We start from the raw sequence: 22,575 nt of genomic DNA on the forward strand, positions 1-22,575 counted from the left end.
TCCCGATCCCTCGAGTCCGGAGTGACGCCGTTGCCCGAGAGTGAAGACGACAGCCGGTCCGTCGGTATCAGTGACGTCGCGGCCCGGGCGGGGGTGTCACCCGGAACGGTCTCCAATGTGCTGAACCGCCCGGAACGGGTCGCCGAGCCCACGCGGCGGCGCGTCGAACAGGCCGTCCGGGAGCTCGACTACGTGCCCAACTCCTGGGGGCGCAGCCTCCGATCCGGCCGGAGCGACTCCGTGGGCCTACTCGTCCTGGACGTCACCAACCCCTTCTTCACCGAGGTGGCGCGCGGTGTCGAGGACGTGGCGAGCGAGGAGGGACTGGCGGTGGTCCTGCTCAACTCCGCGGAACGGCAGGACCGCCAGCAGCGCTCCGTGCGGCTGCTCGCCGAGCAGCGGGCGGCCGGCGCGGTCGTCATGCCCGTCGACGGGGGTGTCGACGATCTTCTCTGGCTGCGGAAGCAGGGCGTGCCGTGGGTACTGCTGGACCGCGGCGACGTCGGAGCCGATGTCGCCTGCAGCGTGGCCGTCGACAACCACGCGGGCGGGATGGCCGCCGGGCGGCACCTGGTCGGCCTTGGACACGAGCGCGTGATCTATCTCAGCGGTCCTTCGCGGCTGGAACAGTGCCGCGCCCGCCTGGCGGGCCTGCGCGCCGCCCTGGAAGAGGCCGGCATCGACCCCGACGGGGCGGTCCGCCCGGTCTTCACCGAGCAGCTCAACGCCGAGTCCGGGGAGAAGGCGGTGGAAGAGCTCCTGGCCGGCGGGCCGAAACGGCGGCCCCAGGCGGTGTTCTGCGCCAACGACCAGCTCGCCCTCGGGGTGCTCAAAGGGCTCGGCGGGCGGGGGCTCGGCGTCCCCCAGGACCTGTCGGTCGTGGGCTACGACGATGTCGGGTTCGCCGGTCTGCTCCACCCCGGTCTCACAACGGTGGCCCAGCCCAAGTACGAGATCGGCCGGGCCGCCATGCGGCTGCTCCTGTCGGAGCTCAACGAGACCGGACACCGGCACGAACGCCTGCGGTTCGCTCCGGAGCTGATCGTCCGGGGCTCCACGGCCGCCTACCGCGGGTGACCGTCCTTCGGTGGCAGGCGCGCGCCGGGCCCGGCCGGGGGAGCCGCCCGCCGCCTCCCCGGCACCCGGCCGGTTCGCCTCGCCGGGGAGGCCGGGTCAGCAGGCGGGCCCCGGTTCGGAAAGGAGCGGCCGGAACCGGTCGACCAGCCCGGCCACCGCCTCGGGGGCGAGGACGCCGTCGCTCACCAGTACGACGAGGCGACGGCGGACCTCCTGGCCGGCAGGGACCGGCAGCGGCCGGTCCCAGGCCAGGGCGGTCCCGACCCCCGGATACTCCGCCGCGCGCAGGAACCACGGATCGCGCACCGGGCCGGACTGCAGAAAGCACAACGTCCAGGGCTCCCCGCGGGGAGAGCTTCCGGCCATCGCCAGCCACTCCGCAGTGGATCCGTGCAGGGCGTGTTCGCCGTCGAGTCCCGGGCCGAAGCAGTGCGGCACCGTTTCGGAGACGGGCGCCCGCCAGAAGAAGCCCCCGTAACCGGCCCCGGGGCGCCCATTGGTCGCCTGAGAGCCGATGACCAGTTCCTCACCGCTTGTGTTGCGGAGCCGGGTGGCGAGTTCCAGCGCCCAGGTGCCGGCCTCGACGTCGATCCTCGCCGCCGTCCGCTCCTCGCGGATCAGTTCCGCGCCCTTGGGAGAGAGCCAGGAGAGTTCCTCGACGAGCAGGCCGTCCTCGTCGCCCAGCCACGCGACGTGCTCCTGGCGGCCGTGGTTGGGCAGCAGCACCGAGCCGCGGTCGCGCGTGAACGTGCGCCCGCCCCAGAAGCTCACCCCGGACACGTCGGCGACGGCGACACCGGCCCCCAGATGGTGCAGGTGGTCGTCGGGCATCTCCTCGGTCACCGTGGCCCCGGCGAAGGTGCGCACCGGATGCAGGTAGGGGCGGGGCGACAGCTTCGGATCGATCCCGGCCCCGTCCCTGTGCACCGCGAGGGCCGCACCGCCGGCGTCCTCGGCAGCGCGCAGTGCTCGTCGGGCGGCCCAGGGAACACCGAGTTCGGAGTACAGGGCCACATGCTCGGCGCTGGCCGCCACCGCCTCCTCCACCCCGGTGACGACCCGCCGGATACCGTTCTCGTCGGAGAGGACGCTCTGGTCGGCGGGCGGGATGGGGCGCGGCTCGGGAGCGAGGCGCACCGCTTCCATAACGGACATGAAGCCGGTGACCGAGTCCGGCGGGCACAGCAGTGGAGCATCCGAGCGCAGGTGCGCGACCAGGTTCTCCAGCAGGCCGGTGCAGGGGTGCACGGTGCTGACCGGTGCCCGGCCGGGACGCTCCAGGGTGAGGGTGTCGGTCTTGTAGGCCACCGTGAGCCTGCCCGCTGTGCCGTGCACGATCAGCTCCGGGGTCGAGTTCTCGGCCGCGCACAGCGTGGCCGCGATGCTGATCGGGAGACCCGTCGCGGTGCGCAGGCGCAGGCACGAGGTGTCGTCGCTCTCGATCTCGTGGGCGCGGAACAGCTCGACCTCGATATCGGCGGCGGGAGCTCCCCGGCCCCGGCCAGGGCCAGGGCGGTGGCCACCATATGGGCGAAGGGGTTGGTCAGTGCCCCGTCGACCACATCGTGGCCGTCCATACGCCGCCGCCCTGCCCACACGGAGCGTTTGTAGTAGGCCGTCGTACGTACCCACCTCCCTTTTCCGGAGATCCCGCGCACATCGCCGATCGTGCCTTCGGCGATCAGCTCCCGTGCGGCGGGCACCGCCGAGGACCCCAGACTCTGGAACCCGACCTGGCAGGCCGCGCCGTGCGCCCGCAGAGCCGCGCGGAGCTCCTCGAACTCGGCCAGGGACGCGGTGGGCGGCTTCTCCAGGAACAGGTGCGACCCGTGCTCAAGCGCCGTACGGGCCAGCGGCAGGTGGGTGTGGATCGGAGTCGCCACGAGGGTGACCTCGGCACCGGTGCGCTTCAGCAGCGCGCCGAGGTCACGGTCGTACTCCACCGCCCCGAGCCCCGTCGAGAGCTCCTGGTCCGGAGGGACCAGGTCGCAGATACCGACCAGCCGTGCCCGGCCCTGCTCGCCCAGCCGGCGCAGCTCGGCCAGATGCGACCGCCCGTGCCCGTTGACCCCGGCCACCACGACCGGGACGGCCATCACCCGCGCTCCAGAAGGTCCGAGATCCGCTCGGGACGCCCTGATGCGATGGACGCGTTCGCGGCCAGCCCGGTCAGGAGCGCGTCGCTGCCGTCCTCGTGGTCGGCGCGGGTGTCGTCGTCGAAGCCTCCCAGCAGCGCTTCGAGCATCCGCGCATCGCCCCCGCCGTGGCTGCCCGGTCCCGTGGCGACGGGGATGTCCTCGGCCGGCTTCCAGTGCCGGCGCAGCAGCAGCGCCGCCGTGGTCTCCTCCTTGGTGGGGGGCATGCCGCGCACCGGTGTGCGGCCCGCCGTGCTCGATGTGGTGTCGGGGAACTCCGTGACGTCGAGTTCCAGCCGGCCCCGGCTGCCGGTGATGGCGACCCGGTAGCCTCCCAGGGGGAGTAGGCCACGAGGTGGTAGCTGAGCTTGGCACCGGAGTCGTAGCGTACCAGCGCCGACATGTCGTCCTCGATCGTGATACCGGGGCCGAAGACATTGAGGTCGCGCCGGTAGCCGTCCTCATGCTCGGCGTCCAGATACAGCGCTCGCATGTCGGGGCTGTCGTCCAGGTGCACCGCGAAGGGGTCCGCCTCCGCCGAGGTGGCGCCGTGGCTTCGCTCGTAGTCGCGGGCCAGGCCGCGCCGGCGTCCGTTCTCTTCGCCGTAGAAGAACAGGTCGCCCCAGGCGAACACCTCTTCGGGCCGGGCGCCGGTCCACCAGTTGACCAGGTCGAAGTGGTGGCTGGCCTTGTGCACCAGCAGCCCGCCCGACTGGTGCTTGTCGCGGTGCCAGCGGCGGAAGTAGTCGGCGCCGTGCCGCAGGTCGAGCAGCCATTCGAAGTGCACCGACCCGACGTCGCCGATGGCCCCTTCGGCGACCAGCTCGCGTACCCGCTGGTGAACGGGGTTGTAGCGGTAGTTGAAACCGACGGTGACCCGGCCCGTCGAGCTCTGTTGGGCGGCGTGGATGCGGCGGCAGCCTCCAGGTCGGCGGTCATCGGCTTCTCGGTGATCACATCCCGGCCGGCCCGCAGCGCCGCCTCGATGTAGTCGGCGTGCGTGCGGTCGACCGTGCAGCAGATGACCTCGTCGACCTTCTCCGCTTCGAGCATCCGGGCGAAGGCGTCGGGGGAGTAGGTGGGAACCGAGGGGTATCCGGCCTGGGTGATGAGTGCGTTGTGGGCCTGCATCCGTGTCCGGCTGGAGTCGCACAGCGCGACCAGGTTCCCGTGATGGGCGTGCGTCCCGGTCAGGGCTTTGGTGTAGAGCCGGGCGCGGGATCCGGTGCCGACGATGGCGAACCGGCGCTTCGCCGTTTCGGGGGTGTCCGTGGTCGCGGGGTCAGGTGCTGGAGAGAAGGATGAAGTGGTCACACACCGAATGGTAAGCGCTTACCCAGGCTTTGGGTAGAGGCGGGGGGAGGGTTCGGGGAGTGCGCTTACCGAGGGTGTGGACCAGGTTTTACCTGCACCGAATGGCCCATGAGTACCCATACCAGGGCATTTGGGGGCCTGGCCTGGGTCACAACAGGGTTTCGTGCCGTTGACACCTCTGCTTGCGCGCTGTTAAAAAGCCTGATTGTACCCTTTGGATAGCGCTTACCAAGGAAGGTGCTGTTGACGCGGACGTGGCGTTCCGCACAGTCAGCACCATCGAGCGCGCCGAACGACCTCGAACAGATCGGTGGTTCCCCACGATGTCCCCACCCGCAGGTGCCACGGCGCCCCTTCCCCGCGGCGGACGGCGAGCGTGACCATGCTGCTGCGGCGAGACAGAACCGGGGCCGCCGACACCGAGTCCGCCGCCCCCGTACACAACAGATCCATCAGGCGCCGGGACTCCCTGGCCGCCTATGCCTTCCTCGCTCCCTGGTTCCTAGGGCTGTTCTGCATCACCATCGGCCCGATCCTGGCGTCGCTGTACTTCTCCTTCACCGACTACAGCCTGATCGGGGACCCGCAGTGGGTCGGTCTGGACAACTACCGGGAGATGCTCGGCGACGCGCGGTTGCACAGCGCGCTCAAGGTGACCTTCACCTACGTCTTCGTCTCGGTCCCCCTCCAACTGGCGATGGCGCTCGCGCTGGCCATGGTCCTGGACCGGGGCGTCCGCGGCCTGCCGATCTACCGATCGGTCTACTACCTGCCCTCGCTACTGGGCGCCAGCGTGGCCATCGCCATCCTCTGGCGTCGCGTGTTCGGGGCCAACGGCCTGATCAACCAGGTGCTGGCCTTCTTCGGGATCCAGGGCGAAGGCTGGGTCTCCCACCCCGACTACGCGCTCGGCACTCTGATCGTGCTGAACGTCTGGACGTTCGGCGCGCCCATGGTCATCTTCCTCGCGGGCCTGCGTCAGCTTCCCGCGATGTACTACGAGGCGGCCAGCGTCGACGGAGCGAGCCCCGTCCGTCGGTTCTGGACGATCACCCTCCCGCTGCTGACGCCGATCATCTTCTTCAACCTGGTGCTGCAGATGATCAACGCCTTCCAGACCTTCACCCAGGCCTTCATCGTCAGCTCGGGCTCGGGCGGTCCGTCCGATTCCACCTTGTTCTACACGCTCTACCTCTACCAGCAGGGGTTCGGCTCATTCGATATGGGCTACGCGTCGGCGATGGCGTGGCTGCTCCTGCTGATCATCGCGGGGTTCACCGCGGTGAACTTCTTCGCGGCAAAGTACTGGGTTTTCTATGGTGACTGATTCACGGCGCTCCACGCCGTCCACTGCCGGCGACGTGCGCACCACACCGCGCGGACACCTGCGCCGGGCGCTCATTCACGCCGGGCTGATCGGGTTCGGGCTGGTCATGCTCTACCCGCTGCTGTGGATGGTCTCCAGCTCGTTCAAGCCGACCGAGGAGATCTTCCGCGAGCCCGGCCTGATCCCCTCCACCTTCACCCCGAGCAACTACAGCGACGGCTGGACCGCCCTGCAGCATCCCTTCCACCACTACATGATCAACTCGCTGATCGTGGTCGCCGGGGCCGTCGTGGGCAACCTGCTGGCCTGCTCCATGGCCGCCTACGCGTTCGCCCGCCTGGAGTTCCGCGGGAAGAAGCTCTTCTTCGCGATCATGCTGATGACGATCATGCTCCCGATCCACGTGGTGATCGTCCCGCAGTACATCCTGTTCGCGGGACTGGACTGGATCAACACCTTCTACCCGCTGATCGTCCCCAAGCTGCTGGCCACCGACGCCTTCTTCGTCTTTCTGATGGTGCAGTTCATCCGCGGCCTGCCTCGGGACCTGGACGAGGCCGCGCGGATCGACGGCTGCGGGCACGCGCGGATCTTCCTGCGGATCATCCTGCCGTTGTCCATGCCCGCCCTGGCCACCACGGCGATCTTCACCTTCATCTGGACCTGGAACGACTTCTTCGGCCAGCTGATCTTCCTCACGGACCCGGACATGTACACCGTCCCCGTCGCCCTGCGCACGTTCGTCGACTCGACGAGCCAGACCTCGTGGGGGCCGCTCTTCGCGATGTCGGCCGTAGCGCTGGGGCCGATCTTCGGGTTCTTCCTGGCCGGGCAGCGCTACCTGGTCAAAGGCATCGCAACAACCGGCATCAAATAACCGAAAGGACCCTGCGAAATGCGATCTGAATCCCCCAACACCCCACGGGTCGGCCGCCGATCGCGGCGGAGGTCCCTCCGGCCCGCCGCCCCGGTGGCGGTGCTGGCCGCGCTGACCATGGCGGTCTCCGGCTGCGGAGGCGGCGGCAGCGACGACGGGACAGTGCAGCTGCGCTTCTCCTGGTGGGGAGCTGACGAGCGGCACGCGGTCACCCAGGAGGTCATCGAACGCTTCGAGGCCAAGCACCCGGACATCGCGATCCAGCCCGACTACACCGACTGGGACTCCTACTGGGACCGGCTGGCGACCAGCAGCGCCGCAGGGGACGCTCCCGACATCATCCAGCACGACCAGCAGTACCTGCGCGACTACGCCGGCCGCAACGCGCTGCTGGACCTCAGTGAGTACGGCGACCAGCTGGACCTCTCCGAGATTGACGAGCTCGTGCTGCCCACCGGGGAGCTTGAGGGCGGTCAGTTCGCCGTTCCCAGTGGTGTCAACGCCTTCGCGCTGGTCGCCGACCCCGAGGCGTTCGAGGAGGCCGGGGTCGACATGCCCGACGACGAGACATGGACCTGGGACGACTACGTCGACACGACGATCGAGATATCGGAGGGGACGGACGGCGAGGTCGTCGGCGCGCAGAACTACGGCTTCAACACCGCCAGCTTCGAGATCTTCGCCCGCCAGCACGGCGAATCGCTCTACACCGAGGACGGGACGGTCGGCTACTCCGACTCGACCCTCGCCGAGTGGTGGGAATACTCCGCGGAGGCCCGTGAGGGCGGCGGGGAGCACAGCGCCGCCGAGAGTATCGAGATCAACGCAGGCGGCCCCGACCAGTCGGTGGTGGCCACCAACAGCGGGGCGATGGCCGGATTCTGGTCGAACCAGGTCGGGGACCTCTCCGAGACCGCGGACCGCGGACTGGAACTGCTGCGCTGGCCCGGGGAGAGCGAGAACGAGCAGCCGGGGACGTTCTTCAAGCCGGCCATGTACTACACGATCTCCTCCGACACCGACCACCCGGAGGAGGCGGCGACATTCGTGGACTTCCTGGTCAACGACAGCGAAGCCGCGGAGCTCATCCTCGCCGACCGGGGCCTGCCCGCCAACCTCACGCTCCGGGACGAGATCAAGGACGAGCTCTCGGAGGGCGACGCCAAGGGCGCGGAGTTCCTGGAGGAGATCGCCGATGACGTCCAGCCCGCCGACCCGGCGCCGCCCCAGGGAGCGGGCGAGGTCGTCGACATCGTCAAGCGGGTCAACGAGGACGTCCTGCACGGATCCATCACCCCCGAGGAGGCGGCCGAGACCTTCACAGAGGAGGTGAAGGCCACGATCGGCGGTTGATCCGCCGCTCCTCGGAGTACCCGCCGCCCCGCGTGCCCCCGCGCGGGGCGGCGTGCTGTTTCGGGCCGTACCCGGCACACCCCGCGGCTTCCTCCGGCGCCCCGGGAGCGTGCGCCGTGGCCGGGCATGCGTCACGTCACATTGACGTGTGTGAACACAGTGCGCTTTAGTTTACGCTGTATCCGCGCCTGTCGGCGGCGCGGTCCCGCGCGCCCGGCACGGCGCCGTTTCTTTCACGCCACCATAATGCGAGGGCGGTCCCATGTTCGCGAGCCTCGGCCTGTTCAGCCATCGTGCGCGTGCCTGGGTACTGGCGGCGAGCGCGCTCTTCGTCGCTTTCGCGGCGGTATGGGGCACCGGCGTCTTCGCGACGGTCAGCGACGGCGGTTTCGAGGACCCCGGTGCCGAGTCCACCCGGGCGGGCGAACTCCTGGAGGAGGAGCTCGGTCACGACGACGCCGATGTCATCGCGGTCTACCGGAGCCTCGAACTGGAGATCGACAACCAGATGTTCGCCTTCTCCGTCCAGCAGATGCTCGACGACCTGCCGGAGGAGAAGGTCACCTCGGTCACCAGCTACCTCGACGACGGGCTGACCGATCGCGAACGGGGTGTGCTCATCTCGGAGGACCGCAAGGCCACCTACGTCCCGATCACCCTGGAAGGCGACGGCAAGGAGGAACGCCTGGCCGCCTTCGAGGAGATCGAGGACGACCTCACCGCCGGCCAGATGGACAGCTATCTCGGCGGCCCGATCCCGCTGGAGGCGGAGCTGTCGGAGAAGGCCGAGGGCGACGTCATCCGCGCCGAACTGCTCTCGCTGCCGCTGCTGCTCGTGCTGCTCGTGGCGATCTTCCGCGGGGTGACGGCCGCGCTGATGCCCCTCGCCGTCGGCGGTCTGGCGATTCTCGGCTCCCTGACGGTGCTGCGCGCCCTCGCCTACACCACCGAGGTCTCGGTGTTCGCGATCAACGTCGCCACCATCCTGGGCCTCGGGCTGGCCATCGACTACGGCCTGTTCATCGTGAGCCGGTACAGGGAGGAGCTCGCCCGGGGCGGCGACATCGGGGCGGCGCTGCAGCGCACGCTGGCCACAGCGGGGCGCACCGTCGCCTTCTCCGGTGTCACCGTGATGATCGCCTTCGCCGGGCTGCTGTTCTTCCCGCAGCCGATCATGCGCTCGATCGGGTTCGGCGGGATCGCGGTCGTGCTGTTCGATATCCTCGCAGCGATCGTGGTGCTGCCGGCGCTGCTGTCGGTCATCGGCCGCCGGATCGACGCGCTGCCGCTGCCGTTCGCCCGGCGGACGCTCACCGGGACCGCCGCCGCCCGGACCGGCCCCTGGGCGCGGTTCGCACGCCATGTCATGCGGCGGCCCGTGCTCTACCTGCTCGTGGTCGGGGCGACGCTCATGGTGTTCGCCTCGGCGCTTCTCCAGAGCGACCTGGGCTCGACCGACCACCGCTACCTGCCTGAGGACGCGGACAGCCGGATCGCCACCGAATCGCTGAAGGAGGACTTCCCGGCCGGCGGTATCGGCCGGCTGAACGTCGCGGTGACCGGCGACGTCAGTACCGGGGCACTGGAGGACTACACCGCGGACCTCGCGGACCTCGACGGTGTGGAGGACGCGGCCGTGGCGCGCACCGGCGACGGAACCGCGCACATCACGGTGGCCTACGAGGGCGAGGTCGACGACCGGGCGACCGGCGACCTCGTGCGCGGCATACGCGATCAGCCGGTTCCCAGCGGCGCCGACGAGGTCCTGGTGGGTGGCATGGCGGCTCAGCAGACCGATAACGTCGACGCCATCGTCGACGCCATACCGGCGACACTGGTCTTCGTCACCGCTGTGACCTTCGTGCTGCTCTTCCTCGCGTTCGGCTCGGTGCTGCTGCCGCTGAAGGCGGTGCTGATGGGGTTTCTGTCCCTCGGCGCCTCCCTCGGCGTCGTGATCTGGGGTTTCCAGGAGGGGCACCTGGCGCCGGTCCTGGGCTTCGACGCGGTGGGAACGATCGACCCCACCTATCCCGTCCTGATCCTCATCGTGGCGTTCGGGCTCGCGATGGACTACGAGCTCTTCCTGCTCAGCCGGGTGCGCGAGGAGTACCTGCGTACCGGGGACAACGCGCGGTCGGTCGCGGCGGGCCTGCAACGGACCGGGAGCATCATCACCAGCGCGGCGCTGCTGCTCGTTGTGGTACTCGCGACAATGGGGCTGTCGGACCTGCTGTTCCTCCAGATCACCGGGATCGGCCTGGCCGTGGCGGTCGCGGTGGACGCGACACTGGTGCGCGCGATCCTCGTTCCCGCCGCGATGCGGCTACTCGGCCCCGCCAACTGGTGGCTCCCCGGTCCGCTGCGCAGGCTGCACGACCGGCTCGGCATCACCGAAGGCGAGGAGGCGGCCTCGGGGGAGGAGAACGGCGCCGCGCCGAGCCCGAGGGAGGAGCGGCAGGTCGCGCCAATGGGCTGAAGCGCTCCGGCGCGACTCACGCGGAGCGCGCCCGCGGGAGCCTGCGGTCGTCGAAGGCCAGCCCGGGCCGGTGCCTGCGGGCCTCGGCGACGATCTCCTCGACGGCGCGGTCCCAGGTCGAGCGGATTCGCACGGAGTAAGGGGGCTCCCACGGCGCCGGCGGGTGGAAGGGGCGCTCGGCCTCGCCGCGCGGGACGAACACCAGATGATGCAGCAGCATGGGGTCGCCGCGGCGCAGGACCACCTGGGTGGCCGCCCGGATGAGTTCGACGTCCTCCCAGGGCAGGAAGACGTCCTCGGAGGACGGGCGCGGCCACGGGGCGACCAGGCGCACCCCCGCCCCGTCCAGCACCAGCACGGGGCGGCGGGAGAGGAGGGGAGCGGCGGACAGCAGGCCGCCCCCGCCGAACAACAGGAGCGCCACCAGTCCGAGCAGTGCGTCGCCCCTGGCCTCGCCGCGCACGATCAGCGCGATCCCGGCGACCGAGAAGACCAGGCAGGCTATGAACAGCCACACCCCGTTCCAGGTCATCTGGAACCGGTGGGTGACGGTGAACGGTCCGGCTGCCCCTGCCATATTCCAACCATAGAACGGCTGCGGCTCCGGGCCTCACCGGCCCGGAGCCGAGTCGCGTTGAAAAATCCGCCGACTAGACCGCCTTCGGGCCGTCAGGGTGGAAAAGAGTCCCGTTCACCTTCTGGGAGACCCCGCTCCTGTCCAGGTACGGGGTGATCCCGCCGAGGTGGAACGGCCACCCGGCGCCGGTGATCAGGCACAGGTCGATGTCGGCGGGCTCGGCCACCACGCCCTCGTCGAGCATGATCCTGATCTCGCGGGCCAGCGCCTCCAGCGCGCGGTTCAGGATCTGCTCCTCGGTCGACGGGTTGTCGCCGCCGGAGAACATCTCCTTGATCTCGGGGTCGAGCTGGAAGTCCGGGCCGAAGAGCTCCGTCTTACCGGATTCGACCAGCGTGCGCTGCTGTTCTGAGATACGGAACCGTTCCGGGAAGGCGGCGTTGAGCGTCTCCGAGACGTGCAGCGCGACGGCCGGGCCGACGAGCTGCAACAGCATCAGCGGAGACATCGGCAGGCCGAGCGGGGCCACGGCGCGGTCGGCGACCTCGGGCTCGGTCCCCTCCGCGACCGCGCTCAGCACTTCGCCCATGAACAGCGTGAGCAGCCGGTTGACCACGAACGCCGGGGCGTCCTTGCACAGCACCGCGCTTTTCTTCAGGGTCTTCGCGGTGCTGAAGGCCGTGGCGAGGGTGGCGTCGTCGGTCTTCTCGCCGCGGATGATCTCCAGCAGTGGGAGAACGGCGACGGGGTTGAAGAAGTGGAAACCGACCACGCGCTCGGGGTGGCGCAGCTTGCTCGCCATCTCGGTGATGGACAGCGAGGAGGTGTTGGTCGCCAGGACCGCCTCGGGCGAGACGACCTCCTCGACCTCGGCGAAGACCCGCTGCTTGATCTCCATCTTCTCGAAGACCGCCTCGATGACGAAGTCGGCGTCAAAGAAGGCGTCCTTGCTCAGCGATCCCGCCACCAGGCTCTTGAGCCGGCCGGCCTTGTCAGCGGACACCCGGCCCTTGGCGAGCAGCTTGTCGACCTCGCCGTGGACGTAGGCGACCCCCTTGTCCAGGCGGTCCTGGTCCAGGTCGGTCAGCACGACCGGGACCTCCAGGCGCCGAGCGAACAGCAGGGCGAGCTGGCCGGCCATGAGCCCCGCGCCGGCGACGCCGACCTTGGTGACCGGGCGGGCCAGTTCCTTGCCGGGAGCGCCGGCGGGCCTGCGGGCGCGCTTCTGGGTCAGGTCGAAGGCATACAGCCCAGCCTTGAGCTGGTCGGACATGATCAGATCGGCGAGGGCGTCATCCTCGGCGGCGAAACCCTCGTCGCGAGTGCGGTGGCGGGCCTTGTCGACCAGTTCCAGCGCGCGCACCGGGGCCGGTGCGGCGCCGCGCAGCTTGCCCTCGACCTGGAACCGGGCGTTGTTCACCGCCTGGGTCCAGGCCTCCTCCTTGTCGACCTCCGGCCGCCGCACGGAGATGTCGCCGTTGACGACCCTGGCCGCCCAGCGCAGGGACTCCTCGACGAAGTCGGCCGGCTCGAACATCGCGTCGGCGATGCCCATCTTGTACACCTGCGGACCCTTGATCGTCTTGTTCTGGGCCAGCGGGTTGTCGATGATGAGCTTGAGCGCCTGCTCAGCACCGATGAGGTTGGGCAGCAGGTAGGTGCCGCCCCAGCCCGGAACCAGCCCCAGGAAGGTCTCCGGCAGCGCGAACGCCGGAACGCCGGAGGAGATGGTGCGGTACGTGCAGTGCAGCGCGACCTCGACGCCACCGCCCATGGCCGCGCCGTTGACGAGCGCGAACGTGGGCACGCTGAGCTCGCCGAGTTTGCGGAAGGCGTCGTGGCCCAGCTTGCCGATCGTGTGCGCCTGCTCGTGGTTCTCGATCCTCGGTACACCGGTGAGGTCGGCGCCGACCGCGAAGATGAAGGGCTTGCCGGTGACGGCCACGGCGGCGATGTCGGTGCGCGCCGCGGCGGCGTCGATGGCCTCGCTGAGACTGGTCAGCCCGCCGGGGCCGAACGTGTTGGGTTTCGTGTGGTCGTGCCCGTTGTCCAGGGTGATCAGGACAGCGGTGCCCGCGCCGTACGGGAGTTCCACGTCGCGCGCGAAGGCCTTGGTGACGACCTCGTCGGCGAACAACTCCGCTGACGGTTGGGGAGCATCGGTCGGGGTGCTCAACTTGGCGTTCCTTCCCAGTTCGTGTTCGCTGCGCCCATCGCGCCCACTGCGCGGCCGGCCGGGAGCCCGGACTTCGATGTCGCGGCCGCCGCGACCGCACGCGGCGTCACACCCGCTCCCAGAGAACGGTCCCGCCCATTCCCATGCCCACGCACATGGTCGTGATGCCGTAGCGGACGTCGGGCCGCTCGGCGAAGTGCCGGGAGAGCTGGGTCATCAGTCGAACACCGGAGGAGGCCAGCGGGTGCCCCAGCGCAATCGCGCCGCCCCACGGGTTGACGCGCTCGTCGTCGTCGGCGATCCCGAAGTGCTCCAGGAAGGCCAGTACCTGAACGGCGAACGCCTCGTTGATCTCGACGAGGCCGATGTCGTCCATGGTGAGGCCCTGGCGTTCGAGCAGCTTCTCGGTGGCGGGAACCGGGCCGACCCCCATGACCTCCGGCTCCACACCGGCGAAGGAGAAGTCCACCAGGCGCATCCGGGCCTCAAGGCCGAGCTCGGCGGCGGTGTCCTCGGCCGCGATGAGGGCACCGGTGGCGCCGTCGTTCAGACCGGCGGCGTTGCCCGGGGTGACGTTGCCGTGCGGGCGGAACGGGGTTTTCAGCCCGGCCAGCGATTCCAACGTGGTGCCGGGGCGCGGCGGTTCGTCCGCGGTGGCCAGGCCGTAGCCCTCCTCGGTGGAGCGCACCAGCATCTCCACCAGGTCCTCCTGGATCTTGCCGTCGGCGTAGGCCTTGGCGACCTTCTCCTGGCTGCGCACCGCGAACGCGTCGGCGCGCTCCTTGGTGATGCTGGGGAAGCGGTCGTGCAGGTTCTCCGCGGTGTTGCCCATGACCAGGGCGGAGGGGTCCACGAGCTGCTCGGAGAGGAAGCGCGGGTTGGGGTCGACGCCCTCGCCCATCGGGTGCCGGCCCATGTGCTCGACACCGCCCGCGATGACGACGTCGTAGGCGCCGAAGGAGATGCTGGCGCTGGTGGTGGTCACAGCGGTCATCGCGCCGGCGCACATGCGGTCGATCGCGTAACCGGGCACGCTGCGCGGCAGGCCGGCCAAGAGGGCGGCGCTGCGGCCGATCGTCAGCCCCTGGTCGCCGATCTGGGTGGTGGCGGCGATGGCGACCTCGTCGATGCGCGCCGGCGGCAGGCCGGGATTGCGGCGCAGCAGCTCACGGATGACCCGGACCACGAGGTCATCGGCGCGCGTCTCGGCGTAGAGGCCCTTGCCGGCCTTGCCGAACGGGGTCCGCGCCCCGTCGACAAACACGACATCGCGGGCAGTTCGCGGCACGATTGCCCCCTCCTTCTCCAGCGGATAGCTAGCTTGACCCCTCCATGCTACTCGCCAGTAACTAGTGCCGCGAGCCCGGTGGGGCCGAGCCGGAGAAAGCGTCGAAGTGCCGCGGAGCACGGGGTCCGAAGAGTCAGAACAGCGCCGCCGCGTCGCGGTGCCGACCCGCGGCGCTCAGCGCGCCGGCGAGGTCGCGGCGCATCTTCATGGTGAGCACCCGGATCTCAGGATCGCCTGCGGCGGCCAGGCCGCCGCGGTAGGCCGCCTGGAGCGTCTCCACCGCCTCGGATACCTGCCCGGCCTGGGTGCAGGTGCGGCCGAGTCGGTGGTGGATCACCAGTGTGTCGTGGTGACGGGAGCCCAGGCGGCGCTGGCGCTGGGCGAGCACGATGCGCAACTGCTGGACGGTGTCGTTGTACCGGCCTGCCGAGGCGAACGCCATGCTGAGGCCGATGCGCAGGTTCTCCCGCTCCTCCGGTGCCGCGGAGTCTTCCAGGGCCTGCTCGAAGTGCGCGATCGCGGCGTCGGGCCGGTTGCTCCTGCGGTAGCACTGCGCCAGCCGGGTACGCGCCGCCACTGTGTCGCCCGCTGTGGACCCCAGGTTCTTATCCCGGTGGCGCAGCAGGCTCTCCCACTGCCCGGAGCGTCGTCGTAGCGGCCCGCGTCCTCATAGCTCCAGGCGAGGTTCTCCCGGATGACGTCCGTCTGCGGGTGGTCGTCGCCGAAAGTCGCCGCAGCGTCGGTCAGCACCAACTCGAACTGGGCTATGGCCGCCGAGCGCCGGCCGATCTGGCGTACTTGCTCGCCAGGTTGTTGCGGGCGGTGATACTGCGCGGGTCCGTCGAGCCGCGCGCCTCGATGCTCTCCTGCAGGATCCGTTCCAGAGCCGCGGCGCGCATGGCCGGCGTCTCCCCGTGCCCGGCCCCGTCCGTCGGGCGGTGGCGTACTTCGTCCTCCGTGTCGGCGGTCCACAGGCCGCTTTTGCGCAGCAGTGTCCGCCACACCGACATCGGATTCACCGTCCCTGCGCGACCGGGTGCCCCACTCCGCGGGCTCCTGCCCTCCCGTATCAATATCAGCACGATTCCATAACATAAACCGTTCCATGGGGGTGAACGTGTCCGCGGCGCGTGTGCGATCCGCGTGAAATACGCCACTTGTACGATTTATGAGCCGGTGGGGGTTTGGAGCGGCCCCAGATTACCCGTGCGCCGTGTGCAGAGCCTCGCCCAGGGCCTCCGCGGTTAGCGCGACCTGCCATTCCCGGACGTTGTTGTCACGGAGGTGCTCGGCGACGGCGTCGGTGGTGATCGTCGATGGAGGTGCCCACGCCAGCCGGCGCACGGCGTCGGGCTGCAGCAGGTTCTCGGTGGGCATGGCGACACGCTCCGCGATCGCGCTCACGGTCTCCCGGGCCGCCTCCAGGCGGCTCGCGGCCTCCGGGTCCCGGTCGGCCCAGCGGTTGGTGGGCGGGGGGCCGTCACCCGGCACGCTGGGCTGGGGGAGCTCGGGGACGGGCATGTCGCGCACCCGGTCGATCGCCTTGATCCACACCGGGACGTAGCGGCGGGCCAGCCGCATACTGAACGGCTTGATCGCGGCGAGTTCCTGCGCCGTCCGCGGCATGGCCGTCGCGGCCTCGACGATCCCGGAGTCCGGCAGCACCCGACCCGGTGACATGTCGCGCTCCCGGGCGATGCGGTCGCGCTCCAGCCATATCTCCCGGACCGCTCCGAGCGCGCGCTGGTTGCGCACCTTGTGGATTCCCGAGGTGCGCCGCCACGGATCGGGGCGCGGCTCCTTGGGCGGGGTGGCCAGCACAGCGGCGAACTCCTCGCGCGCCCACTCCAGCTTCTCGGCCTCGTCCAGCTCGGCCTCGAGCGCGTCGCGCAGGTCGATCAGGATCTCCACGTCCAGTGCCGCATAACAGAGCCAGTCCTCCGGAAGCGGCCGGGTGGACCAGTCCACCGCCGAGTGCTCCTTGGCCAGCCGCAGCCCGAGGACGCGCTCGGCCATGGAGCCCAGGCCCACGCGCTGGTAACCGAGCAGCCGGCCGGCCAGCTCGGTGTCGAACAGCCGGTCCGGGCGCAGATGGAGCTCGCTCAGGCAGGGCAGGTCCTGGTGCGCGGCGTGCAACACCATCTCGGCGCCGGCGAAGGCGGCGTCGAGATCGGTCAGGTCCGGGCAGGCGACCGGGTCGATCAGGGCCGATCCGGCGCCGGCGCGGCGTAGCTGGACCAGGTAGGCGCGCTGACCGTAGCGGTACCCCGACGCGCGTTCGGCATCGACCGCGACCGGGCCCGCCGCGCTCCCGAACGTTTCGACCACGCGGGCCAGGTGCGCCTCGTCGGAGACGACCGGCGGCACCCCCTCGCGAGGCGCGCTCAGCAGAGGGGCCTCCTTGCCCGCATGGTCCCGCGGAGCTCCGGGCTCTGGGTCATCTGTCTTGGAGTTCAGCACGTTCGCCACGGCACCACGGTATGCGCTTCGGACACCGGGCATGTGCTTCCGGGGCGTAAAGTGCATGCGCAGAGCCCGGCCCTCAGTCACCGGTGCGCTGGCGGTGCTGCGAGATGTCGGCGACATCGACCGGCGGCAGGCCCGCGGCGGAGGACAGCAGCGCGAGCCACGCCTCCATGTGTCCGGACAGGTCCTCCGAGGTCGGTGACCAGGAGGCCCGCAGCTCCAGCTCGGTCGTCATGGGCTGGTCCGCCTTGGCCGCGAACCCCTCTGTGGTCGCCCGCGTGACCGTGCCGCTCAGAGTGTGGTGCTCGGCGTTCCTCGTGCTGAGCGCATCGGTCAGCCAACTCCAGGCGACCTGCCCCAGCAGCGGATCGCCGGCGATCTCCGCTTCGAGATCGGCGCTCACATAGGCGACCACCCGGAAAGGACCGGGCCAGTCCCGCGTCCCCTCCGGATCGTAGAGCACGATCAACCGGCCCAGTGCGACATCGTTGTCATCGATGTGGACGCTCGCTGACATGGCGATGGCGTAGGGCGCGAGGCGCTGCGGAGCGGGGATGTCCTCGACCACGACCTCGGGGCGGACCGTGGCCGCGCGCAGACTCTCGACCGCTCGCCGGAACGCGGGAGGCGCGTCATCGACCCTACCGAGAGGGGGCATGATGGAAACGTCAGCCTTAATCTTGTAATTGAGCACTTCGCGCATAAAGCCTTGGCGTCCCGGTCCGTGGAATGCGGGCACGGGACACCGCGACCCCGCCAACGTGACGGATCCGCCGATGCGGGCGGGTGCACGGCGACGGGCACTCCTCGACGGTGGCACGATTCACCGGCGCGCTCGCGGAGTTTTTCCGGCGTGTCGGCGTTTTGCGGGGATCCTGGACTCCCTCTGCGACGAAGTCGGTACGAAGAACAACTGTAGCCTTCGTCGGTGGCCGAAGCAGGCCAGCACGCTACGCTTTCGCCCCCAACCGGTGTCCGACACATGGCACGATCGGGGTGTGACCCTGACACTGCAAGAATCTCCGTTTCTCCGCGCCTGCCGGCGCCTGCCGGTGTCCCGTACACCGGTGTGGTTCATGCGCCAGGCCGGACGATCGCTGCCCGAGTACCGCAAGGTCCGCGCTGACGTGCCGATGCTGGAGGCGTGCGCGCGGCCCGACATGATCGTCGAGATCACGATGCAGCCGGTCCGCCGTTACGACGTCGATGCCGCCATTTACTTCAGCGACATCGTCGTGCCGCTGAAGGCCATCGGACTCGACCTGGACATCAAGACCGGGATCGGCCCCGTCATAGCCGATCCGATCCGGAACGCCGACGCCGTCAAGCGGCTGCGCGAGCTCGAACCCGATGACGTCCCCTATGTGACCGAGGCGGTCGGCCGCCTCGTCGAGGAACTCGACGGGCGGCCGCTCATCGGCTTCGCGGGCGGGCCGTTCACCCTCGCCTCGTACCTGATCGAGGGAGGGCCGTCGAAGAACCACGAGCACACCAAGGCCCTGATGTACGGCGCCCCCGAGCTCTGGGGCGATCTGATGCGGCGCCTGTCAAGGATCACCCTGGAGTTCCTCAAGGTGCAGATCGAGGCAGGGGCGAGCGCCGTGCAGCTGTTCGACTCCTGGGTCGGCGCGCTGAGCGCTGAGGACTACCGCGCATCGGTACTGCCGCACACGTCCTGGATCTTCGAACAGCTGGGTGGGCTGGACGTGCCGCGCATCCACTTCGGCGTGGGAACCGGCGAGCTGCTCGGCCTGCTCAGCGAGGCCGGGGCGGACGTTGTGGGCGTGGACTGGCGGGTGCCGCTCGACAAGGCGGCCCAGCGCGTCCAGCCGGGCACGGCGCTGCAGGGCAACCTCGACCCGGCGATGCTCTTCGCTCCGTGGGAGGCCGTCGCCGAACGCGCCCGCGACGTCCTCGACCGGGGCCGCGCCGCCGAGGGACACATCTTCAACCTCGGCCACGGTGTGCTTCCCAACACCGACCCGGAGATGCTCGCCCGCCTCACCCACTTCGTGCACGAGCAGACCGAGCAGTAGGCCGCTCTCGGCGCGGCCCGGAACAGAGCGGGCGAAGCGGAACCGGAGCGCGACAGGCGCCCTCTCCCGCCGCGCAGCGGGGCATCCGCGGCTGTCAGTCCTCCCGGGAGGGCGGCTGGTCGTCGCCGCCGTCCGCGCTGTCCGTCCCGGTGCCGCCGTCGCCCGCGGCCACCGGTTCCGCCGCGGGGGCGGGTCGACCGGAGACGCGGCGCCGCAGCCACAGCACCACGGGAGCGCCCGCGACGGCGGCGACACCGAGGAACGGCAGGGTCCAGCCGGCGACGACCGCCAGGCCTTGGGCCGCCGTTGCCAGGGCCCGCCACCCCCTGACGAGCCCGCCGGTGAAGCCGATCGAATCGCTCTCCTGCTCCGCCAGGTAGGAGTCCGGCGGCAGCAGTGAGAGGTTCACGGTGCCGAACGTCGTGCTGTCCTGCAGCGCCTGCTGCCGGGCCTGCAGCGCCTCCAGTTCCTGCTGGCGGTTGCTGATCTCGGACTCCACGGCCAGGACGTCCTCGACGCTGTCGGCCTCGTCGAGCAGTTCACGCAGCCGGTCGAGCGTCGCCTCCGCCGACTCCACCCGGCTGTCGACATCGGCGACCTCCTCGGTGACGTCATCGACCTTGCGCTGCAGGTCGGCCTGCGTGCCGAGGTCGCCGAGGTCGTCCAGTGCCTCCTCGTAGCGGTCCGCGGGGATCTTCAGGGTGAGCGACGCGCGCGGCCCCTCCCCGGTCTCGGTGCCGATGTTCTCCGCGGCGACGTGGCCGCCGGCGTCGCCGACCCACTCCTTGGCGTCGTCGGCCGCCGCCTCGACCTCGGTGACCTCCACGGTGAGTTCCGCGGTGTGCACCACCGCGCGCTCGCGGGCGTCGACCTCGGAGCCGGCGACCGCGGCGTCTCCACCGGCATCTCCATCCGCCCCGCCCTCCGCCTCCGGGGCGGCCGGGCCGTTCTCGGCGGCCGTGTCCCTTTCGGGGGCGGCCCCGTCCGCGTCGCTGACAGCCTGCTGCTCCGACGTGCTGGAGCAGCCGGCGAGCAGGAGTGCTGCCAGGATCGGGGTGACAGCCGCGGCGATCAGGCGGCTCGTTCCGCGTGGGGGTGCTGAGATATCCACGTGCCCTCCGACGTGACGGTGTTCACCCGAGTTGCACCCGGCGAGTAACACCTTGGTCACGAGGGTCGGCGGGGCCGCGGCGCGGTCTCGGCCCCGCGCGCTGATACGGGGGTGGGCCGCGGTACTCCGCTGGATCTGGAAAGCTGGAAGCATGCAGACGAAACCGCACGTCGCGGTGGTCGGCGGCGGTGTGGCCGGGCTGACCGCCGCCTACCGTCTCACCAGGGCCGGAGCCGAGGTCACCGTGTTGGAGGCCGCCCCGCGCCTCGGGGGCAAACTCGACGTCTCGCCAGTGGCGGGGGTCCCGGTCGACTCCGGGGCGGAGTCGGTGCTCACGCGGCGCCCGGAGGCACTCGACCTCATCGCCGAACTGGGCCTGGACGATCGGCTCGAGTACCCCGCCCCCGCTCCGGCGGCCCTCTACAGCAGGGGGCGGCTGCGCTCGTTCCCTGACGGCCAGGTGATGGGCGTGCCCGGGAGTCTCTCCGGCCTGGTCCGCAGCGGTGTGCTCTCCTGGGCGGGCACCCTGCGTGCGGCCCGCGACCTCGTCTGGCCGCGCACGTCGGTGAGCGGTGATGTCTCCGTCGGCGGTTTCATCGGCGCACGCTTGGGGCCTGAGGTCGTCGATCGTCTGGTGGAGCCGATGCTCGGCGGCGTCTACGCGGGACGGGCCGACCGGCTCTCGCTGGAGGCCACCCTGCCGCAGATCGCCCCTGCTGCGCGCGAGGAGCGCTCGCTGATGAGGGCCGTGCGCACCGCCAAGGCGCAGCAGGCCGCGTCGGCGACCGGGACGGGCCCGGTGTTCGCCACGCTGCGCGGCGGCCTGGCGCCTCTCATCGACCGGCTGGCCGAGCGGAGCGGTGCGCGGATCGAGACCTCGGCCACCGTCCGCGCGCTCACCGCCGCCGGCGACTCCTGGACGCTCACCGTCGGACGCGCCAACGACCCGCGCCATGTCACCGCCGACGGTGTTGTGCTGGCCTGCCCCGCGCCCGCGACCGCCCGGCTACTGCGTCCGGTGGTCCCCGCGGCGGCCGACGAGCTGTCCGCTATCGACTACGCGAGCATGGCCGTCGTGACGCTGGCCTACCCCGCGGCGGCCTTCGCGCGGCCGCCCTCCAGCAGCGGTTTCCTGGTGTCGGCCAGGGAGAACCGCTCCGTCAAGGCCGTCACGTTCAGCAGCGTCAAGTGGCCGTGGCTGGCCGCGGAGCTGCGGGCGGCGCACCCGGACACCGAGCTGGTCGTGGTGCGCTGCTCGATCGGGCGGTTCGGCGAGGAGGCCGTCCTTCAGCGCTCCGACGCCGATCTGGCCGATCTGGCCGCCGGCGATCTCAGCGGTATCTGCGGCGTCTCCGGGCCGCCCGCCGACCAGAGGGTCACCCGGTGGGGCGGCGGTCTGCCCCAGTACACGGTCGACCACCGGCAACGGGTCGCCCGGGCACGCGCGGCGGTCGCCGCCCGACCCGGCCTCGCGCTGTGTGGGGCCGCCTACGACGGTGTGGGGATCCCAGCCTGCATCGCCGGAGCCACCGAGGCCGCCCGCGGGCTCGTCCCCAGCCGGTCCGCCGGCGGCGCACGTCAACCATCCACGAAGCAAGGGAGCCATACGTGACCACGGGAGAGCGCAACCACGACACCCCCGAACCGGAGGAGCTCAACCAGCTCATCCGCTACACCATGTGGTCGGTGTTCAGGGCGGGGGACCTCTCCGGTGTCGAGCGGACCGCCGCCGCGGACGAGCTCACCGCGCTGTTCGACGGTGGCGCCGAGAAGGGCGTCACGACCCGCGGCTGCTACGACATCCAGGGGTTCCGGGCCGACGCCGACATGATGTTCTGGTGGATCAGCCACAGCCCCGAGAGGCTGCAGGAGACCTACTCCTCGTTCCGCCGCACGCGGCTGGGCCGCGCGGCCCAGCCGGTGTGGTCGGCGATGGGCGTGCACCGTCCGGCCGAATTCAACCGCGCCCACGTCCCGGCGTTCCTGGCGGGCGAGGAACCGCGCGACTACCTCTGCGTCTACCCGTTCGTGCGCTCCTACGAGTGGTACCTGCTGCCCGACGACGAGCGGCGGAGCATGCTCGCCGAGCACGGCAAGATGGCCGCCGGGTTCGCCGACGTCCGGGCCAACACCGTCTCCACCTTCGGGCTCAGCGACTACGAGTGGCTTCTCGCCTTCGAGGCGGGGGAGCTGCACCGCATCGTCGACCTGATGCGGCACCTGCGCGGTGCGCAGGCCCGCCGGCACACCCGGCTGGAGGTTCCGTTCTACACCGGCCGCCGGTACAGCGCCGCGGAGCTGTTGGAGGCGCTGGGCGCCGGCGTGGCGCCGAGATAGGGGCCACGACCGTCGCGGTGTGCCC

The 22,575-nt window shown here is 70.5% G+C and carries 18 protein-coding genes and 1 pseudogene; 8 read left to right on the plus strand and 11 right to left on the minus strand.

What is annotated here, in order from left to right:
* The first annotated feature begins 30 nt into the window (after positions 1-30).
* Positions 31-1,077 carry a LacI family DNA-binding transcriptional regulator gene (locus VS93_RS09300; RefSeq protein WP_046469569.1) on the plus strand — a complete coding sequence of 349 codons (1,047 nt, stop codon included), beginning with the start codon at positions 31-33 and terminating at the stop codon, positions 1,075-1,077.
* A gap of 96 nt (positions 1,078-1,173) precedes the next feature.
* On the opposite strand, the gene VS93_RS31315 is transcribed toward VS93_RS09300, so the two are convergent.
* The 3 genes and pseudogenes from VS93_RS31315 to VS93_RS09315 form a co-directional block, all read right to left on the minus strand.
* On the minus strand, positions 1,174-2,412 hold the full coding sequence (locus VS93_RS31315; RefSeq protein WP_338022707.1) for a DUF6807 domain-containing protein: 1,239 nt from the start codon (positions 2,410-2,412) through the stop codon (positions 1,174-1,176).
* Positions 2,413-2,414: 2 nt separating this feature from the next.
* Positions 2,415-3,173 (minus strand): Gfo/Idh/MocA family protein, encoded by a 759-nt coding sequence (locus tag VS93_RS31320; RefSeq protein ID WP_338022708.1) that lies wholly within the window; start codon positions 3,171-3,173, stop codon positions 2,415-2,417.
* Positions 3,173-4,448, minus strand: a pseudogene (locus tag VS93_RS09315) (Gfo/Idh/MocA family oxidoreductase). The gene VS93_RS31320 and the pseudogene VS93_RS09315 overlap by 1 nt, the downstream one beginning before the upstream one ends.
* A gap of 454 nt (positions 4,449-4,902) precedes the next feature.
* Here VS93_RS09315 and VS93_RS09320 point away from each other — a divergent pair.
* The 4 genes from VS93_RS09320 (at position 4,903) to VS93_RS09335 (ending at position 10,559) form a co-directional block, all read left to right on the plus strand.
* Positions 4,903-5,853 carry a carbohydrate ABC transporter permease gene (locus VS93_RS09320; RefSeq protein ID WP_236700436.1) on the plus strand — a complete coding sequence of 317 codons (951 nt, stop codon included), beginning with the start codon at positions 4,903-4,905 and terminating at the stop codon, positions 5,851-5,853.
* On the plus strand, positions 5,843-6,730 hold the full coding sequence (locus VS93_RS09325; protein WP_046469609.1) for a carbohydrate ABC transporter permease: 888 nt from the start codon (positions 5,843-5,845) through the stop codon (positions 6,728-6,730). The genes VS93_RS09320 and VS93_RS09325 overlap by 11 nt, the downstream gene beginning before the upstream one ends.
* 18 nt (positions 6,731-6,748) lie before the next feature.
* Positions 6,749-8,083 (plus strand): ABC transporter substrate-binding protein, encoded by a 1,335-nt coding sequence (locus VS93_RS09330; RefSeq protein WP_046469570.1) that lies wholly within the window; start codon positions 6,749-6,751, stop codon positions 8,081-8,083.
* A gap of 262 nt (positions 8,084-8,345) precedes the next feature.
* Entirely contained in the window at positions 8,346-10,559 is a 2,214-nt protein-coding gene (locus VS93_RS09335; RefSeq protein ID WP_046469571.1) for an MMPL family transporter, read from the plus strand.
* A 16-nt stretch (positions 10,560-10,575) separates the two neighbouring features.
* Here VS93_RS09335 and VS93_RS09340 read toward each other — a convergent pair whose 3' ends face one another.
* From VS93_RS09340 to VS93_RS09365, 7 genes are all read right to left on the minus strand, one after another.
* Positions 10,576-11,136 (minus strand): STM3941 family protein, encoded by a 561-nt coding sequence (locus tag VS93_RS09340; protein ID WP_046469572.1) that lies wholly within the window; start codon positions 11,134-11,136, stop codon positions 10,576-10,578.
* 73 nt (positions 11,137-11,209) lie between these two features.
* Positions 11,210-13,312, minus strand: a complete 2,103-nt coding sequence (locus tag VS93_RS09345) for a 3-hydroxyacyl-CoA dehydrogenase NAD-binding domain-containing protein (RefSeq protein ID WP_046469573.1) — start codon at positions 13,310-13,312, stop codon at positions 11,210-11,212.
* A gap of 106 nt (positions 13,313-13,418) precedes the next feature.
* Entirely contained in the window at positions 13,419-14,600 is a 1,182-nt protein-coding gene (locus tag VS93_RS09350) for a thiolase family protein (RefSeq protein WP_046469574.1), read from the minus strand.
* A gap of 133 nt (positions 14,601-14,733) precedes the next feature.
* Complete coding sequence (locus tag VS93_RS33325) at positions 14,734-15,177, minus strand: tetratricopeptide repeat protein (RefSeq protein WP_394298808.1); 444 nt, start codon at positions 15,175-15,177, stop codon at positions 14,734-14,736.
* A gap of 187 nt (positions 15,178-15,364) precedes the next feature.
* Entirely contained in the window at positions 15,365-15,610 is a 246-nt protein-coding gene (locus tag VS93_RS33330) for a hypothetical protein (protein ID WP_394298809.1), read from the minus strand.
* Between the two features lie 190 nt (positions 15,611-15,800).
* The gene (locus VS93_RS09360; protein ID WP_046469610.1) at positions 15,801-17,069 is read right to left on the minus strand and encodes an HRDC domain-containing protein; all 1,269 of its coding nucleotides are present in this window, start codon (positions 17,067-17,069) and stop codon (positions 15,801-15,803) included.
* 73 nt (positions 17,070-17,142) lie between these two features.
* Complete coding sequence (locus VS93_RS09365) at positions 17,143-17,724, minus strand: DUF3000 domain-containing protein (RefSeq protein WP_046469611.1); 582 nt, start codon at positions 17,722-17,724, stop codon at positions 17,143-17,145.
* A 352-nt stretch (positions 17,725-18,076) separates the two neighbouring features.
* Here VS93_RS09365 and hemE point away from each other — a divergent pair, with 352 nt between their 5' ends.
* Positions 18,077-19,102 (plus strand): uroporphyrinogen decarboxylase, encoded by a 1,026-nt coding sequence (gene hemE, locus VS93_RS09370; RefSeq protein ID WP_082126759.1) that lies wholly within the window; start codon positions 18,077-18,079, stop codon positions 19,100-19,102.
* A 94-nt stretch (positions 19,103-19,196) separates the two neighbouring features.
* On the opposite strand, the gene VS93_RS09375 is transcribed toward hemE, so the two are convergent.
* Positions 19,197-20,213, minus strand: coding sequence for a DUF4349 domain-containing protein (locus VS93_RS09375; protein ID WP_052745630.1), 1,017 nt, complete (start codon positions 20,211-20,213; stop codon positions 19,197-19,199).
* 151 nt (positions 20,214-20,364) lie between these two features.
* Here VS93_RS09375 and hemG point away from each other — a divergent pair, with 151 nt between their 5' ends.
* Together hemG and hemQ are read left to right on the plus strand one after the other, a co-directional pair.
* Positions 20,365-21,825 (plus strand): protoporphyrinogen oxidase, encoded by a 1,461-nt coding sequence (gene hemG / locus VS93_RS09380; RefSeq protein ID WP_046469575.1) that lies wholly within the window; start codon positions 20,365-20,367, stop codon positions 21,823-21,825.
* 65 nt (positions 21,826-21,890) lie between these two features.
* Positions 21,891-22,550 (plus strand): hydrogen peroxide-dependent heme synthase, encoded by a 660-nt coding sequence (gene hemQ, locus VS93_RS09385; protein WP_082126760.1) that lies wholly within the window; start codon positions 21,891-21,893, stop codon positions 22,548-22,550.
* Positions 22,551-22,575: the final 25 nt, after the last annotated feature.

The sequence above is a fragment of the Allosalinactinospora lopnorensis genome (genome assembly GCF_000981225.1).
GTDB lineage: Bacteria > Actinomycetota > Actinomycetes > Streptosporangiales > Streptosporangiaceae > Allosalinactinospora > Allosalinactinospora lopnorensis.